General features: G+C 69.1%; 19 protein-coding genes. 12 read left to right on the top strand and 7 right to left on the bottom strand.

Annotated elements, in window-relative coordinates; genetic code table 11:
• Positions 1-60: 60 nt before the first annotated feature.
• The 5 genes from fghA to D7X12_RS17410 form a co-directional block, all read right to left on the bottom strand.
• Positions 61-912 carry an S-formylglutathione hydrolase gene (fghA, locus tag D7X12_RS17430; protein WP_120626396.1) on the bottom strand — a complete coding sequence of 284 codons (852 nt, stop codon included), beginning with the start codon at positions 910-912 and terminating at the stop codon, positions 61-63.
• Complete coding sequence (locus D7X12_RS17425; protein ID WP_120626395.1) at positions 909-2,021, bottom strand: S-(hydroxymethyl)glutathione dehydrogenase/class III alcohol dehydrogenase; 1,113 nt, start codon at positions 2,019-2,021, stop codon at positions 909-911. Before D7X12_RS17425 ends, fghA begins: the two co-directional genes overlap by 4 nt.
• Positions 2,022-2,119: 98 nt before the next feature.
• Positions 2,120-2,884, bottom strand: coding sequence for a response regulator (locus D7X12_RS17420; protein ID WP_120626394.1), 765 nt, complete (start codon positions 2,882-2,884; stop codon positions 2,120-2,122).
• Positions 2,885-2,903: 19 nt separating this feature from the next.
• Positions 2,904-4,190 (bottom strand): sensor histidine kinase, encoded by a 1,287-nt coding sequence (locus D7X12_RS17415; protein ID WP_120626393.1) that lies wholly within the window; start codon positions 4,188-4,190, stop codon positions 2,904-2,906.
• Positions 4,191-4,281: 91 nt separating this feature from the next.
• The gene (locus D7X12_RS17410; RefSeq protein ID WP_120626392.1) at positions 4,282-4,725 is read right to left on the bottom strand and encodes a hypothetical protein; all 444 of its coding nucleotides are present in this window, start codon (positions 4,723-4,725) and stop codon (positions 4,282-4,284) included.
• Between the two features lie 123 nt (positions 4,726-4,848).
• On the opposite strand from D7X12_RS17410, the gene D7X12_RS17405 reads away from it, so the two are divergent.
• The 9 genes from D7X12_RS17405 (at position 4,849) to D7X12_RS17365 (ending at position 9,910) form a co-directional block, all read left to right on the top strand.
• Entirely contained in the window at positions 4,849-5,625 is a 777-nt protein-coding gene (locus D7X12_RS17405) for a HesA/MoeB/ThiF family protein (protein ID WP_120626391.1), read from the top strand.
• On the top strand, positions 5,613-5,852 hold the full coding sequence (locus tag D7X12_RS17400) for a sulfurtransferase TusA family protein (RefSeq protein WP_120626390.1): 240 nt from the start codon (positions 5,613-5,615) through the stop codon (positions 5,850-5,852). Before D7X12_RS17405 ends, D7X12_RS17400 begins: the two co-directional genes overlap by 13 nt.
• Before the next feature lie 2 nt (positions 5,853-5,854).
• Entirely contained in the window at positions 5,855-6,127 is a 273-nt protein-coding gene (locus D7X12_RS17395; RefSeq protein ID WP_120626389.1) for a MoaD/ThiS family protein, read from the top strand.
• Positions 6,128-6,134: 7 nt separating this feature from the next.
• The gene (locus D7X12_RS17390) at positions 6,135-6,767 is read left to right on the top strand and encodes a HesA/MoeB/ThiF family protein (RefSeq protein ID WP_120626388.1); all 633 of its coding nucleotides are present in this window, start codon (positions 6,135-6,137) and stop codon (positions 6,765-6,767) included.
• Positions 6,731-7,234: a M67 family metallopeptidase gene (locus D7X12_RS17385; RefSeq protein ID WP_341868226.1), complete on the top strand. Its 504-nt coding sequence runs from the start codon at positions 6,731-6,733 to the stop codon at positions 7,232-7,234. The genes D7X12_RS17390 and D7X12_RS17385 overlap by 37 nt, the downstream gene beginning before the upstream one ends.
• Positions 7,235-7,391: 157 nt before the next feature.
• Entirely contained in the window at positions 7,392-8,174 is a 783-nt protein-coding gene (gene cysC / locus D7X12_RS17380) for an adenylyl-sulfate kinase (RefSeq protein ID WP_120626387.1), read from the top strand.
• An 89-nt stretch (positions 8,175-8,263) separates the two neighbouring features.
• Positions 8,264-9,160 (top strand): ATP-dependent sacrificial sulfur transferase LarE, encoded by an 897-nt coding sequence (larE, locus tag D7X12_RS17375; RefSeq protein ID WP_120626386.1) that lies wholly within the window; start codon positions 8,264-8,266, stop codon positions 9,158-9,160.
• Entirely contained in the window at positions 9,157-9,684 is a 528-nt protein-coding gene (locus D7X12_RS17370) for a hypothetical protein (protein WP_120626385.1), read from the top strand. Before larE ends, D7X12_RS17370 begins: the two co-directional genes overlap by 4 nt.
• Before the next feature lie 61 nt (positions 9,685-9,745).
• Complete coding sequence (locus tag D7X12_RS17365; protein ID WP_120533031.1) at positions 9,746-9,910, top strand: ribbon-helix-helix domain-containing protein; 165 nt, start codon at positions 9,746-9,748, stop codon at positions 9,908-9,910.
• 18 nt (positions 9,911-9,928) lie between these two features.
• Here D7X12_RS17365 and D7X12_RS17360 read toward each other — a convergent pair whose 3' ends face one another.
• The gene (locus D7X12_RS17360) at positions 9,929-10,789 is read right to left on the bottom strand and encodes a tRNA pseudouridine synthase A (RefSeq protein WP_120626384.1); all 861 of its coding nucleotides are present in this window, start codon (positions 10,787-10,789) and stop codon (positions 9,929-9,931) included.
• 43 nt (positions 10,790-10,832) lie between these two features.
• On the opposite strand from D7X12_RS17360, the gene D7X12_RS17355 reads away from it, so the two are divergent.
• The 3 genes from D7X12_RS17355 to clpX all read left to right on the top strand — a co-directional run bounded on the left by D7X12_RS17355 (position 10,833) and on the right by clpX (position 13,936).
• On the top strand, positions 10,833-11,747 hold the full coding sequence (locus D7X12_RS17355; RefSeq protein WP_120626383.1) for an AgmX/PglI C-terminal domain-containing protein: 915 nt from the start codon (positions 10,833-10,835) through the stop codon (positions 11,745-11,747).
• A gap of 45 nt (positions 11,748-11,792) precedes the next feature.
• A complete protein-coding gene (locus tag D7X12_RS17350; protein ID WP_120626382.1) occupies positions 11,793-12,431 on the top strand; it encodes a hypothetical protein in 639 nt (212 codons plus the stop codon).
• 227 nt (positions 12,432-12,658) lie between these two features.
• Entirely contained in the window at positions 12,659-13,936 is a 1,278-nt protein-coding gene (clpX, locus tag D7X12_RS17345) for an ATP-dependent Clp protease ATP-binding subunit ClpX (RefSeq protein WP_120626381.1), read from the top strand.
• 103 nt (positions 13,937-14,039) lie between these two features.
• Here clpX and D7X12_RS17340 read toward each other — a convergent pair whose 3' ends face one another.
• Entirely contained in the window at positions 14,040-15,560 is a 1,521-nt protein-coding gene (locus D7X12_RS17340) for an Hsp70 family protein (protein WP_120626380.1), read from the bottom strand.
• Positions 15,561-15,686 lie beyond the last annotated feature (126 nt).

The following is a 15,686-nucleotide window of genomic DNA, read 5'->3' as shown; positions in this document are numbered from 1 at the left end:
GGGGACCCGTACTCCGGGGCTGGCCGGGGCACGGGTCCGCGACGACGTCCGGCCCGGCCATCAGACCGCGTTCAGCGCCGCGCCGTGGTGGCGCAGGTGGTCCTCCATGAACGTGGCGACGAAGTAGTAGCCGTGATCGAAGCCCTCCTGCATGCGCAGCGTGAGGGGCTGGCCCACCGCCTCGCACGCGTCCTTGAGGAAGGTCGGGTGGAGCTGATCCGCCAGGAACTTGTCCTTCGTGCCCTGGTCCACCAGCAGCGCGGGCAGGCGCTTGCCGGAGCGCAGCAGCTCCGTGGCGTCGTACTCGCGCCATGTGGACTCATCCGGGCCCAGGTAGCCGCCAAACGCCTTCTCGCCCCACGGGCTGCGGATGGGGGCGCCAATGGGCGCGAACGCGGACACGGAGCGGTAGCGGCTGGGATTGCGCAGCGCCGTCACCAGCGCGCCGTGCCCTCCCATGGAGTGGCCGAAGATGCCCTCGCGGTCCATGCGCGCGGGGAAGTGCGCGCCGATGATTCCGGGCAGCTCCTTCGTGACGTAGGTGCCCATGCGGTAGCGCGTACTCCACGGGGCCTGCGTGGCATCCAGGTAGAAGCCCGCGCCGGTGCCGAAGTCCCAGTCCGCGTCCTCGCCCGGGATGCCCGCGCCGCGAGGGCTGGTGTCCGGCGCCACGAGCATCAGGCCCAGCTCCGCCGCCACGCGCTGCGCGCCGCCCTTGGTGGGGAAGGTCTCCTCGGTGCAGGTGAGGCCGGCCAGGTAGTAGAGGACGGGCACGGGGCCGTGCTTCGCCTGGGGCGGGGTGAAGACGCTGAAGCGCATCTCGCCGCCGCAGGCCTCGGACGGGTGCTTCCAGAAGGACTGCGTCCCCCCGAAGCACGCGTGCTCACTGACGAGCGTGGGGGACGGGCTCATGCGTACTTCACCACGCTGCGGATGGACTCGCCTTTGTGCATCAGCTCGAAGCCGTGGTTGATCTCCTCCAGCTTGAGCGTGTGGGTGATGAGCGGATCCACCTGGATCTTCCCGTCCATGTACCAGTCGACGATCTTCGGCACGTCGGTGCGGCCGCGCGCGCCGCCGAAGGCGCTGCCCTTCCACACGCGCCCGGTGACCAACTGGAACGGCCGGGTGCTGATCTCCTGCCCGGCGCCTGCCACGCCGATGATGATGCTCTCGCCCCAGCCGCGGTGGCAGCACTCCAAGGCCTGACGCATCGTCTTCACGTTGCCGATGCACTCGAAGCTGTAGTCCGCGCCGCCGCCGGTGAGGTTGACGAGGTAGGGGACGAGGTCGCCCTCCACGTCCTTCGGGTTGACGAAGTGGGTGAGGCCGAACTTCTCCGCGATGTCCTTGCGTGCGGGGTTCAGGTCCACGCCGACGATCATGTCGGCGCCCACCATGCGCGCGGCCTGCACGACGTTGAGGCCGATGCCGCCCAGGCCGAAGACGACGACCTTCGCGCCCGCCTCCACCTTCGCGGTGTAGACGACGGCGCCCACGCCGGTGGTGACGCCGCAGCCGATGTAGCAGACCTTGTCGAAGGGGGCGTCCTCGCGGATCTTCGCCACGGCGATCTCCGGCAGCACCGTGTAGTTCGCGAACGTGGAGCAGCCCATGTAGTGGTGGATGCTCTGCTTGCCCAGGCGGAAGCGGCTGGTGCCGTCCGGCATCAGCCCCTTGCCCTGCGTGGCGCGGATGGCCGTGCACAGGTTCGTCTTCTGGGACAGGCACGACTTACAGCCGCGGCACTCGGGCGTGTAGAGCGGGATGACGTGGTCGCCCTTCTTCACGCTCGTGACGCCCGGGCCCACGTCCACCACGATGCCCGCGCCCTCGTGGCCGAAGATGGCGGGGAACAGCCCCTCCGGGTCCGCGCCGGAGCGCGTGAACTCATCGGTGTGGCACAGGCCGGTGGCCTTCAGCTCGATGAGCACCTCGCCCGCCTTGGGGCCCTCCAGGTGCACGGTTTCAATGCTCAGGGGCTTGCCGGCCTCGAAGGCGACGGCGGCGCGGACGTCCATGGTGGGGCTCCAGGGTCAGGGAGGGGAACGAAGACCTCCCCACTGTAGGAGCCACGCGCTGTGTCGGCCGCGAAAAAGTGCGCCCCCCTGCCTGGCCGCTAGACGGAGATGAGCCCCTTGCGGATGCCCTCGGTGACGGCCTCCACGCGGTTGGTGACTTCCAGCTTCCGGTAGATGTGCTCCAGGTGCGTGCGGATGGTGGCCTTGGAGAGGGTGAGCAGCCGGGCCGCCTCGCTGTTGGACACGCCCTTGGCGATGAGCTGGAGGATCTCCCGCTCGCGGTCCGACAGGGGCTTGAGCAGCGGCTCCTGGGCGGAGGCCTCTTCCTGCGCGGCGGTGCGCGCGGGGGGCTGCTGCTCCGCCGAGGACGGAGTCACCGGCAGGGGTTCGGTGGGCACGGGCGTGGTGTCCGGCTCCACGCGGAAGTGGCGCAGGAGGCGGCGCGCGAGGTTCGGCTGGATGACGGTGCCACCCGCGCGGACCTCCTTGATGGCCTCCACGATCTTGTCCACCGTGGCGCCCTTGAGCAGGTACCCGGACGCGCCCGCCTTCACCGCCTCGAGAACTTTGTCCTCCTCGTCGAAGATGGTGAAGATCAGGATCTCCATCTTCGGATAGCGCGCCTTCACCTCGCGGGTGACGTCCATGCCGCTCATCCGGGGCAGCCCCAGATCCAACAGCAGCACGTCCGGCATCACGCGAGGCACCTCCTCCAGCGCGGCCTCACCGGACAGCGCGGTGCCCACGATGTCGATGTCCGGGTGGCCTTCGAGGAGGCGCAGCTGGTTCTTCAGGATCTTGGTCTGGTCTTCGACGACGAAGACGCGGATGGGCAGGGGAGCGGCGGTCGGGGTCGGGTCCACGGGGCGGGGCTCCGGTGCGTCAGGCTGAGAGACAGGGAAGGGAGAAGGCCACCTGGGCCCCGGCGCCGGGCGCCGAGTCCACCACGATGGAGCCACCGAGCTTCATGGCGCGCTCCCGCATGTTGAGCAGGCCGTAGTGGCCGCGCGGCGTGCGGCCCGGGTCGAAGCCCTTGCCGTTGTCGCGCACGACGAGGTGTACGCCCTCGGCGCTGAAGTCCAGGCGCACCTGGACCTCCTTGGCCTCGGCGTGCTTCGCCGCGTTGGACAGACACTCCTGGAGGATGCGGAACAGGGCCAGCTGCGCGTCCGGGGGCAGCTTGCGCGTCACGCCCGTGCGCTCGAAGCGGATGTCCTGGCCGGTGCGGTCGCGGAACGTCTTCACGTAGTCCTCCAGCCCCTGCGACAATTCGAAGTCCTCGCGCATCATCCGCAGGTTGCGGCGCAGCTCCTCGATGGACTCCTCCGCGGTGGCCTTCAGCTCGCGGATCTCCGAACGCAGCCCGTCGTCCTCGCGGGCCATGTTCAGGATGTACTCCGCCTGGATGATCATGGAGGACAGCGACGCGCCCAGGCCGTCGTGGATCTCCCGCGCCAGCCGGTTGCGCTCCTCCACCACGGCCAGCTCCTTCAAGTCGCCCTGCAGGGACACCACCTCGCGGTGCGCGGTGGCCTCGCGCTCGTTCAGGTACACGAGCACGTAGACGATGATGAAGTTGAGGCCCAGGTACCAGAGCAGCGTGAGCAGCTCCACCGCCGTCACGGAGCGGTTGAGCAGCAGGTCCAACCGCGTGGTGATGGGCAGCGCCAGCAGCGGCGGCAGGATGGCCAGCGGCTTGGGGAAGAGGATGGCGAAGAGGGTGGTGAAGAGCAGCTGTGTCGCCAGCAGCGGGCTCTGCAGGCCGCCGCCCACCTGGGGCCGGGCGATGAGCACCACGGTGATGAGCAGGTCGAAGCAGAGCGTGAGGTACGTCACCCACCGGCCGGCCTTCGGGTGGTCGATGACGAGCAGGTTCGCGACGCTGTAGAGCAGCATCGCGAAGTAGCCCACGAAGGAGATGGGCCCGTCGAAGCCGAAGTAGCCGCTCCACGCGGGCACCGCGAGGATGAGCAGGCCCAGCGTGAGGAACATCATCCGCGCGTAGAAGAGGGCGCGGGCCCGGGCGATGAAGCGGTCCTGCTCCCAGGAGGCGGCGGCCTGCTCGGCGGACACGTTGTCCGTGAGGTTGCGGCGCTCCAGCACGGCGCGGACGCGGGCGCGCAGGTCGTGGGCCGGGTGATCCTCGCCGTGTCTCAGCTCGCTGTCCATGCGCCCGGCAGCTTACGGGACCTTCGCCAGGGAGCGGAATTCCCTGGAGCCGCCAAGTCGTCTCCCTGCCGGGCGAGGACAGGAGGGGCCGCTACTTGCCGGCGCCCTGGGTGACGCACGCCTTCTTCGCGTCGGGATGCTGCTTGAAGACGAACTCCAGGCGGTCCGTCGTCTCGCCGGTGCGCTCGTCGAACAGCGGCGTGCCGCCCGCGTACATCGTGCCCGCCTTGCTGCCATAGCGGTCCAGGTTGTGGGACTTGAGCCAGCCGTCCACGCACGACTCCAGGGCCAGCCGGTCGCTGGCGCTCGCGTCGTAGCTGGAGGCCGAAGTGGAGGTCCCCGAGTCGCCGGTGCCGGCCTCGGCGGTGGCCGTCGGAGCGGGGGCCGCGGCGGCGTCCTCGCGGCCCGTCTGGAGCTCCTTCTGGACGGTGCCCGTCGGGGTGGCGGCGTCCGGGCTCTCGCCGGTGTTCTTGTGGCAGCCGACAGCCAGGGACAGCAGGGAGGAAAACACGAGCGCGCCGGTCAGGTTTTTCATATGTCCTGGCTGCTGAGGGCCGCTTGTGACGGCGGCGGTGGGAAGGCTTGCGGGAGCGTCCTGGAGGTCCGGACGTGGAGTCGCCGCACCATATTCGTTGAATCCTCGCGGAGCACCAGTCCCATGCACGGCCACCCCGACACCGACCACCACGCGCGCATCCCCCACGCCACCCGCATCGAGCGCTCGCGCGTGCTCGTGGTGGGAGCCGGCGGCCTGGGCTGCCCGGCGTCGCTGGCGCTCGCCCAAGGGGGGGTGGGGCACCTGACATTGGTGGATCCGGACCGGGTGGACGTGACGAACCTGCCCCGCCAGCTCTGGCACCGCACCGGGGACGTGGGCCGCTTCAAGGCGGAATCCGCGGCCGCGGGCCTGCTGCGCGCCTTTCCCGGCCTGGGCGTGGAGGCCCTGCCGGAGCGGCTGGACGCGGGCAACGCGGAGGCCCTCTTCCGCGCGCACGACCTGGTGGTGGACGCCACGGACGGGGTGGCCACCAAGTTCTTCCTGTCGGACGTGGCGGTGCTGACGGGCGTGCCGCTGGTGTACGGCGGCGTGCTGCGCATGCAGGGGCAGGCCCTGCGCATCGACCCGGGAGGGCCCTGTCTGCGCTGCCTGTACGAGGACGCGCCCGCGCCCGACGCGGTGCCCACGTGCGCCCAGGCGGGAGTGCTGGGCTCGATGGCGGGGCTCATCGGCGCGGTGCAGGCGCTGCTCGCGCTGGAGCTGCTGGTGGGCGCCGCGGGCAGGACGCGCGGCGAGGCCACGCTGCACGTCATCGACGGGGCGACGCTGGAGGGGCGCACGGTGAAGGTGACGCGCGCGCCGGACTGCCCGGGGTGCGGCATCCAGTCACTGCCCCCGTTCCCGACTTCGCAGGAGGACACCGCATGCCCGACGTGACGGCGACGTTGGACATCACCCGCGAGGTGTGTCCGATGACCTACGTGCGCACCAAGTTGAAGCTGGAGTCGCTGCCCCCGGGTACGCTGCTGGAGGTGCTGCTCAAGGGCGACGAACCGCTGAAGAACGTGCCCCGGAGCGCACGAGACGAGGGCCACGAAGTGGTCTCACTGGAGCCACGCGGTGACGGCACGTACCGCCTGGTCGTTCGAAAGCAGGGAAGGTGACCATGACGACGATTCGAATCCCCACGCCCATGCGGACGCTGACGCGCAACCAGGCCGAGGTGCAGGCCACCGGCGCCACCGTGGGGGACGTGCTGAAGGACCTGGACGCGCGCTACCCCGGCATGGGCGCGCGGCTCTTCGACGAGCGCGGAGCGGTGCGGCGCTACGTGAACATCTTCCTCAACGACGAGGACGTGCGCGCGCTCAAGTCGCTGGAGACGCCCGTGGCGGACGCGGACCGCATCACCCTCATCCCGGCCATGGCAGGGGGCTGAAAGCGCCATGGCGCTGCGCGAGGATCAGATTCTCCGCTACTCCCGGCAGATCCTCCTGCGGGACGTGGGCGGGCGCGGCCAGGAGGCCCTGCTGTCGGGTGGGACGCGCGTGGACGGCCTGGGCGCGTCCGGCCTCACCGCGACGGCGTACCTCGCGGGGGGCGGCACGCCGGTGACGGGCGTGGGCACGCTGACGATGGGACCCTGGTCGCCGGGGTTCCTCGCCTCGGCGCACGACGTGGGCCGGCCGGTGGTGGAGGTCCTGGCGCAGGTGGTCCCGGAGGTGAACCCGGACGCGGCGGGAACGCCTGGAGGCGGGCTGCTCGCCGAGCTGCCGGCGGCCTGGAGCGGCGAGGCCCCCTGGGTCGCGCTGGGCGGTGACGGCGCGCGCGGCGCGGTGGTGTTCCGGGGCGCGGACGGGTGCGTCTGGTGCTTCGGCGAAACGGTGCGCCACCTGGGCACGCCGCCGGACGGCGCCCTGGGCGTCGCGCTGGGCTCGCTCGGTGCGCTGGTGTTCCAGCGGCTGCGGCTGGGACTGGGGCCCGCGCTGGGCGGCCGGTGGCTGAGCGCGCCGGGGGCGCTGGCGGAGCTGGAGCCGCGCCGGTGTTCACGCTGCGCGGCGGCGGGCCCGAAGCCCTGAGCCATGCGATGCCGGGTGCCGTCCTGCCTCCGGAGGTCCTCGCCCAGGTGATCCGCCACCTGGAGGCCGCGTGGCCCCAGGAGGGCTGCGGGGTGATCCTCCAAGGGAGGGCAGGGGAGGAGGGCACCTGGCGCGTCGTCCCGCTGCCCAACGCCTCCCCCACACCCCGCGTCGCCTATGCCTTCACCCTGGAGGCGTGGTTGCAGGTGTGCAGGGACGCGGAGGCCCGGCAGGAGACCGTCGCGTGTGTCTTCCACTCACACGTCGACACGGCCGCCGTGTTCTCCGCCGAGGACCGTCAGCGGGCCGCTCCGGACGGCATCCCACTTCTGCCGGGCGTGTCGTATGTGGTGGTCGCCATCCAGGGCGGCCGGGCGACTTCCGCCTCCTCGTCTGACTGGCAACAGGGCGGTTTTCAGACTGTTCTGATCTCTTCTCCGGATTTCAGGTTTGAAAATCCCTTGTAACCCCAGGCATTTGCTGCCTTCGAGGCCCTACCTGCGGAAAGGTGGGTACGAATTGTCAAGTCACCGGGTTTTCGTCTATAAAGCAGCGGTCTATTGGATCTGCCGCGTCCCAGGCCGCCTGCAAGAAGCGCTCCGGACGCAGGGAGTTTGAACCCTTATGGCCCCCAACACTGGTTTTACCCTCTGGCTGACCGGCATGTCCGGGACCGGGAAGAGCACGACGGCTGCGTACATCGCGGCCCGCCTCCGGCAGGTCGGGCGCAACGTGGAGATCCTCGACGAGGGTGACCTCCAGAACGACCTGTGGGCTGGCATCGGCGACACCAAGGATGAGCGCAACACGGTGGTCCGCCGTCTGGGCTTCGTGGCGAACCTGCTCTCTCGCAATGGTGTGGCGGCGCTCGTTCCTTGCGTGAGCCCCTACAAGGCGAGCCGCGAGGAGGTGCGCCGCGCGGTGGGCAAGTACGTGGAGGTGTACGTCGACTGCCCCACGGAGAAGCTCATCGAGCGCGACACCACCGGCCGCTACAAGAAGGCGCTCAACGGCGAGATTCCGAACTTCATCGGCATCACGGAGCCGTACGAGCCGCCCACCTCGCCCGAGGTGACCATCTACTCCGACACGGAGTCGGTGGAGGACGGCGCGGCGAAGATCTTCCAGGCGCTCCTCGACCTCGGCCTGATGTCCACGGACGAGCTCAAGACGATCACCGGCAAGAAGATGAAGGCCAACCCGCTGCCGAAGAAGGCCCGCCGCGACGAGGAGGAGGAGGACGCCCCGGTCCGCATCCACACCGCCAAGGCCGCCAAGCCCGCCGCCAAGGCCCCCAAGGCGGACAAGGGTTCCAAGGGCGCCAAGGCGCGTCCGGCCACCCGCGCCGCCCGCGTGGGCAAGCCGGCCCCGGCCGCGAAGAAGCCCGCCAAGCGCAAGGCCCGGTAGTCCGAAATCGTCGTTCTTCACGCGAAGGGCTCCAGGTTGCGTGCGCGATGCGCGTGCAATCCGGGGCCCTTCCGTTTTAGGAGTCCCCCATGCTGAGCCCCGAGCAGATCCAGGCCCTGTGTGAAGCGTCCCGCCCCAAGCTGGAGGCGATGCGCGAAGCCCTGCGCGCGCACCGCAGCGCCCTGGTGGCGTTCTCCGGCGGCGTGGACTCCACCTTCGTCCTGAAGATCGCGGTGGAGGTGCTGGGCGAGCGCGCCCTGGCGCTCACCGCGCTGTCGGCCTCCGTCGCCCCGGAGGAGGAGAAAGAGGCGCGCGAGCTGGCGGAGCGGCTGGGCGCCCGGCACGTCGTCGTCTCCAGCAACGAGCTGGCGAACCCCAACTACGCCGCCAACCCCACCAACCGCTGCTACTTCTGCAAGACGGAGCTGTACGACCTCTGCGAGGCGAAGCGCGCGGAGCTGGACCTGTCCGTGGTGCTGGATGGCTTCAACGCGGACGACTTCAAGGATCACCGCCCCGGGCACAAGGCCGCGAAGGAGCACCGGGTGGAGTCGCCCCTGGCGCAGGCCGGGCTCACCAAGGATGAGATCCGCGCGTGGAGCCGCGCGCTGGGGCTGCCCACCTGGGACAAGCCGCAGATGGCGTGCCTGGCGTCGCGCATCCCCTACGGCACGTCGGTGACGCGCGACCGGCTCCTGCAGATCGCCGCCGCGGAGTCGGAGCTGCGCACCCTGGGCTTCCGGCAGTTCCGCGTGCGCTACCACCAGGACGTGGCGCGCATCGAGCTGGCCGGCGAGGAGTACCCGCGCTTCTTCGACGCTGGCGTGCGCGAGCGGATCAACGGCGCCTTCAAGTCGCTGGGCTTCAAGTTCGTGGCGTTGGACCTGGAGCCCTTCCGCTCCGGCCGGCTCAACGAGGCCGCCGGCATCGGGCCCGCGGCAGGGCAGGGGAGTGCCGAGGGCTTCCCGCTCCCGGTGGTGGGGTGAAGGGCCTCCTCCCGGCCCTGTTGATCCTCACCGCCGCGCCCGCCGTCGCCGCTGAGTACGTGGACGACGGCCCGTATGCGCGCCGCCGCTCGCTGATCCTCAGCGCGGGGCCGGGGGCCACCTACACGGAGCGGATCAGCGGTGACGAGGCCGCGTCCGGCCTCGCCGCGCAGCTGGATCTGGGCGTGGGGCTCACCGTCGGCTACGACCGGGACGAGGTGTTCCTCCTCGTGCGCGGCAGCGCTGGCGCCCCCGGTGAGGAGCTGGCGCTGATCGGCGGCTACCGCAGCGTCTTCGGATCCGAGTCGTGGCAGACCTTCTTCGAACTCGGCGCGTCCGTGCGTCCGATTTCTGGGCCATGGCTGGGGCCTCGCATAGGGTTCGGCGCCAGACACACCCTCTCGGATCATTTCGCGCTGTACGGCGGGCTCGGATTCACCTTCGGGTTCGGCTCCGGACTGCGCGCGGACACCGAGCTTTTCACCGGGCTTCAGTGGATCATCCCGGTGGGCTCGGCTTCGTGAGTTTTTCTTGCGGATGTCCGACTCTGTGAGATGGTGTGCGCATCTGTAGGAGGTTGCGCACTTGGACATGAATCCCCGCCTCACCTCGGTCGTGTTTCGTCTCAACCGCGAGAAGCTCGATGCCCTGAAGGAGCTGTCGCGCGCCACGCGCATCCGTCAGAGCGAATACCTCCGGGAGGCCATCTCGGATCTGCTGGCGAAGTACGAAGCGCGCTTCGTGGACTGAAGAGCGCCGCCTGCGGCCTCAGCCCGACGCCGCTTCCGTGAAGGGAGCCGAGTCGGGAAGACCGGGCGGGTGGAGGCGCTCGCCGGACCCGAAGGGGTCCACCGCTGAAGGATAGCGGACCTCCCACAGCACGAGCCCATGGGCCGGGGCCTTGAAGCCCGCCAGGGACGTGCCCGAATCCAACGCCGCGTGCCACTGCTCCTCGGACAGGAGCCCCGCGGCCACCTTCAGCGCGCTGCCCACCAGGTACCGCACCTGATAGCGCGCGAAGCCATCCCCCTCCAGACGTGCCTCGTAGAGCCCTCCGCCCAGCTCCCGCAGGGTGGCGGACGCCAACGTGCGCGCCTTCTGGGGACTGGACCGTTCATGGAACGCGGTGAAGTCCCGCGTGCCCACGGCCCGGGCGAGCAGCGCCTCCAGCCGCTCCGGCGTCACTGCGCGCCCCGGCTGCAGACCTGTTTCCGCCCCCACGTCCAGCGCGTAGGGCCGCCATGCCTCCGTCGGGGAGGCGCCCAGCGTCAGCCGGTACCGGTAGGCTTTTCCACTCGCGCTCCACTGCGCATGGAAGGAGCCCGGCGGCCGCTTCGCCACGCACAGGCCCACATCCGGGGGGAGGAACGGGGCCAGCCGCTGGGGCAGCGCTTCCGGGGGGACGTCCTCATCCAGCCGCAGGCTGATGACCTGCATCCGGGCGTGGACCCCCCGGTCCGTGCGGCCCGACGGCATCACGGTCGCGGGCGACCCGGCCCGCTCCAGGGCGTCCTCGAGGGCGTCCTGGACCGTGGGACCCTGCACCTGGCGCTGGAAGCCGCGGAAGTTTCCGCCGCGGTACCAAGTCCACAGTACGGCGGGAATTCGTTTGGTAGGAGACTTTGCCACGGCGTTGCGGTGTCGCGGGGAGACACACGATACTCGCGCGCGAATGCTGGCCGGACAACTAGAACCCGCGGTGGACAGTGATGGGCAGTGGCTTTTCCGTCAGGGCGACCTGGTGTTGGGGCCCATCACCGCATCCCAGGTGGTGGAGAAGCTCTACACAGGGGATCTGACCCCGGACAGTCCGGTGGCGCCTGCGGGTGAGCGGGACTTCCGGACGCTGCGGGACACCGCCGCCTTCCAGGTGCACATCGCGCGCTTCGAGGCCCAGGGCCGCGTCGCGGCGACGATGCTCGCCGAGCAGGCGAAGAACCAGCGCCGCATGAAGGTGCTGGGCGGGGTCGCCGCGGGTGTGGCGCTGCTGCTGGGCGTCGCGGGCTGGTACATCGCGCGCAACGCGGCGGTGTACGGCTGGTTCGGCCAGGAGGAGGAGGGCGACGGCATCACCATGGACCCGCCCACCATCCGGCTCGCCCAGTCCCGGGCAGGGGACGAGGACCTCTTCGCCTACCCGTCCAACGATCCGCGCCGCCCGGACCGCGCGCCTGGGACAGGGACGGGCACCGGCACGGCCGCGAAGCCCGCGGGCACCGCTGTCGCCAGCGCCACCAGCCGGCCGGCCCGCACGGGCAGCGTCTCCACGGATCCCGACGGCCTGGAGATGGCCCAGCAGTTCGACCAGGGCGCCATCAACCGCGTCGTGGCCGGCAACCGGGCCACGCTCTTCCGCTGCTTCAAGGAAGAGGCCGAGCGCACGCCGGGCCTGGCCGCGAAGATCCCGATGGAGTTCGTCATCGGCAATGACGGCCGCGTGGCCAAGCTGTGGGTGGACAACCCCCAGTTCAAGCAGGGCGCGCTCTACGACTGCCTCTTCACGGAGCTGAAGAAGTGGCCGTTCAAGTCCTACGACGGCGAGCGCGCGACCGTGGGCCTTTCGTTCAATATCGGCAAGCGAGGGTAGGGCGACTTTCTTGCCCACCTCCCGGACGTGCCCGATAGAAAGGGCATGTCCGCCGCATCCGTCGCCGAAGTCGAGATCGCCAAGAAGGCCCTGAGCGTTCCCCCGGGAACGTTCCGCCACACCGTCCTGCTGGCCGCCAAGCGCTTCAAGTCCACCTGGGCGGAGCTGGGCAAGCTGCTCGTCCAGGTCCGGGACGAGGCCAAGTACGAGGAGTGGGGCCACGCCACCTTCGAGGCCTATTGCCTCAAGGAGCTCCACATCAAGAAGCAGACGGCGCTGAAGCTCACGCGCTCGTTCAGCTTCCTCGCCAAGCACGAGGCCCCGGAGGAACTGGAACAGCACGAGTTCCCGGAGAAGGCCCCTGCCTTTGAAGTGGTGGAGGTCCTCGCCGACGCTGAAGAGCGGGGGCAGCTGTCACCCACCGAGTACAAGTCCCTGCGCGACAGCATCTGGAGCCCGGAGAAGTCGCCCACGGAGCTGAAGAAGGAGTTCACCGAGCGCTTCCCGCGGCCCCCCCCGGAGCCGCCCCCGGAAAGCCTCCAGGTCCGGAAACTGGCGCAGCTGGCGCGCAAGCTCGCCTCCGAGCTGGCGGGAAGCCGTCGGGTCCCGAACGCTGTCGCCGAGCGGGCGGCCGCCCTGGCGGATGATGTCGAAGAGATCGCGTCGAGCGTGACGGACGCCTGAGTCGCTGTTATCCAACGCCAACCCGTTGACCGGGGCTGAACGCTCCGCGACGGGGCCCCCGCCGTCGGGCTTCCTGCCCGAGGGGGAGGGCCCTATAGTGGGTACAGGGCCTGTAGCAGGTGGGTCTGGAGCCGTCTGAGACGTGGGCGGTTTCGAGGGTGTTGGAGTGCGGTGGTCGGCGGAGAAGGCCTCGGGCGCACCGGGGCCTGGCGAACTCGGAGGCGGCAGTGAAGAAGGAGCACCACGTCAACCTGTCCTGCTCGTTCTGCGGCAAGTCGCAGCGTGAGGTCCGCAAGCTGATTGCCGGGCCCACGGTCTACATCTGCGACGAGTGCATCAAGCTGTGTAACGACATCATCGCGGACGAGAACGAACGCGAGGAGGGCAAGCCGCAGGTCAGCCTGCCCACGCCGCTGGAGATCAAGGCGTTCCTCGACGACTACGTCATCGGTCAGGACCAGGCGAAGAAGGTCCTCTCGGTCGCGGTCTACAACCACTACAAGCGCATCTACCAGAAGAAGCCGGCCGCCCGGCCGCGCCCCGGAGTGAAGGCTCCTGGCGGCGAGGACGTGGAGCTGCAGAAGAGCAACATCCTGCTCATCGGCCCCACGGGCTCCGGCAAGACGCTGCTCGCCCAGTCGCTCGCGCGCTTCCTCAACGTCCCGTTCACCATCGCGGATGCCACCAGCCTCACCGAGGCCGGCTACGTGGGCGAGGACGTGGAGAACATCATCCAGAACCTCCTCCACAACGCCGACTACGACGTGGAGAAGGCAGCGCGCGGCATCGTCTACATCGACGAGATCGACAAGATCGCGCGCAAGGGTGACATGCCCAGCGCCACCCGCGACGTGGGCGGCGAGGGCGTGCAGCAGGCGCTCCTCAAGATCATCGAAGGCACCCGCGCCAACGTCACCCCGCGCGGCGGCAAGAAGTACAACCAGCAGGAGTATGTCCAGGTCGACACGACCAACATCCTCTTCATCTGCGGCGGTGCCTTCCACGGCATCGACGGCGTGATCAAGCGCCGCGTGGGTGAGAAGGGCCTGGGCTTCGGCGCGAAGATCACCCACAAGGAAGAGCGCAGCGTGGGTGAGCTGCTGGCGATGACGGAGCCGGAAGACCTGATGAAGTTCGGGATGATCCCGGAGTTCATCGGCCGTCTGCCGATGATCGCCACGCTCAACGACCTGAAGGAGGATGACCTCGTCACCATCCTCACGATCCCGAAGAACGCCCTGGTGAAGCAGTACCAGAAGATGTTCGAGATCGAGAAGGTCAAGCTGTCCTTCACGAAGGAGGCGCTGCGCGCCATCGCCCGCGAGGCGATGCGCCGTCACTCCGGTGCGCGCGGCCTGCGCGCCATCATGGAGGACGCCATGCTGGAGATCATGTACGACGTGCCGTTCCGCGAGGGCGTCAAGGAGTGCAAGATCACCGAACAGGTGATCACCAAGCACGAGCCTCCGCAGATCGTCATGGAGAAGGAAAAGAAGACCGCCTGAGGTTTCCCTCGGCGGTCGGTTGCTTCCCACCCGGCGTCCCCGCCTTCGCAGGCAGGGGCGCCGTGGTGTTTTGGGGCCCCGGTGCGCGGGGCCCTTCGCGTCTTCAGCTCTGGGTGACGCGCACCGTGGTCTTCATCTCGCGGCCGCTGACGGGGTCCTTCGCCTTCATGGTGAGGATGCCCTCCACGTTCACGTCGAAGATGATCTCCACGTTCACCATGCCGGCCTTCGCCGGCGGGATGCCGGAGAAGGTGAACTCGCCCAGCATGTCGTTGCGCGCCACCGTGTCGTGGTCGCCCTGGTAGATGCGCATGGCCAGCTCCGTCTGGTTGTCCACGCTCGTCGTGGCCAGGAGCTGCTTGGCGTTGGGGATGGACGCGTTGCGCGGGAAGACGATGTGGAAGCCGCCGTCACCCCGCTCCAGGCCAATGGCCATGGGGATCACGTCCAGGAGCTGGATGCGCAGGTTGGTGTCGTCCTGGAGCGAGTGCGCGTAGAGCGCGGCGCCAATGGCGACGGCCTCGTCCGGGTGGACGCCCTTGCTGGGCGGCTTGCCGAAGAACTTCGTCAGCCGGTCCTGCACGACGGGCATGCGCGTCTGGCCGCCCACGAGCATCACCTCGTCGATGTCCTTCGTGGACAGGCCGGAGTCCACCAGCACGCGCGCCACCATTTGCAGGGTGCGGTCCACGAGCTGGTTGGTCAGCTGCTCCAGCATCTTGCGCGTGAACTTCATCTCGATGTTCAGGGGCTGTCCCTGCGCCGTCATCGTGATGAAGGGGATGTTGAAGGGCACCTCTTCGCGCGCGGACAAGTCGATCTTCGTGCGCTCGGCCAGGTCCTTGATGCGCTGCATGGCCACCGGGTCCGTGGCCAGGTCAATGCCCGTCTTGGCCGCGAAGTCCTTGAGGACGTGGTGGATGATGGCGTTGTCGAAGTCGATGCCACCCAGGAACACGTCGCCGCCGGTGGACTTCACCTCGAAGACGCGGTCGCGGATCTCGATGATGGAGACGTCGAAGGTGCCGCCGCCCAGGTCGTAGATGACGACCTTCTCCGACAGCCCCTTGCCCACGCCGTAGGCGAGCGCCGCGGCGGTGGGCTCGTTGATGATGCGCACCACCTCCAGATCGATGAGCTTCCCGGCGTCCTTCACCGACTGGCGCTGCCGGTCGTTGAAGTAGGCGGGCACCGTCACCACCGCCCGCTTGATGGGCATCTTCAGGTAGTTGGAGGCGACCTCGCGGATCTTCCCAAGAATCTTGGCGCTGATCTCCTGGAGGGTGAACTCCTTCTTGCCCACGTCCAGGGTGACGTCGTTCTTCGAGCCGGGGCGCATGTTGTACGCCACGACCTTCTTCATCGTGTCGACGACATCGCTGCCGAAGGCACGCCCCACCAGGCGCTTGGCACCGTAGACGGTGTTGCGCGGGTTGAGCTGCCACTGGCGCTTCGCCTCGAAGCCGATGAGCTCGTTGCCCTTGTCGTCAATGGCGAAGATGGACGGGATGGTGTACTCGCCGCCCTTGTAGGGGATGAGCTTGACGTTCCCGCTGTCCTCGACGATCGCCGCGCACGAGTTCGTCGTGCCGAGGTCGATGCCGATGATGGGCTCCTTGTGCATCGCGTGTGGGCTCCGGGTGGGGCTTTCCGAGGGGCTTTCCGGGGAGAAGCAGGCCGGACCGTATCTCACCCATCCCGGGTGCGCGAATCGCAAACCATCCGCCTTTTGACCGACGCCCCCGTCCCC

The sequence above is a fragment of the Corallococcus sicarius genome, assembly GCF_003611735.1.
Classification (GTDB): domain Bacteria; phylum Myxococcota; class Myxococcia; order Myxococcales; family Myxococcaceae; genus Corallococcus; species Corallococcus sicarius.
This window is presented reverse-complemented; position numbering and strand designations above follow the sequence as displayed.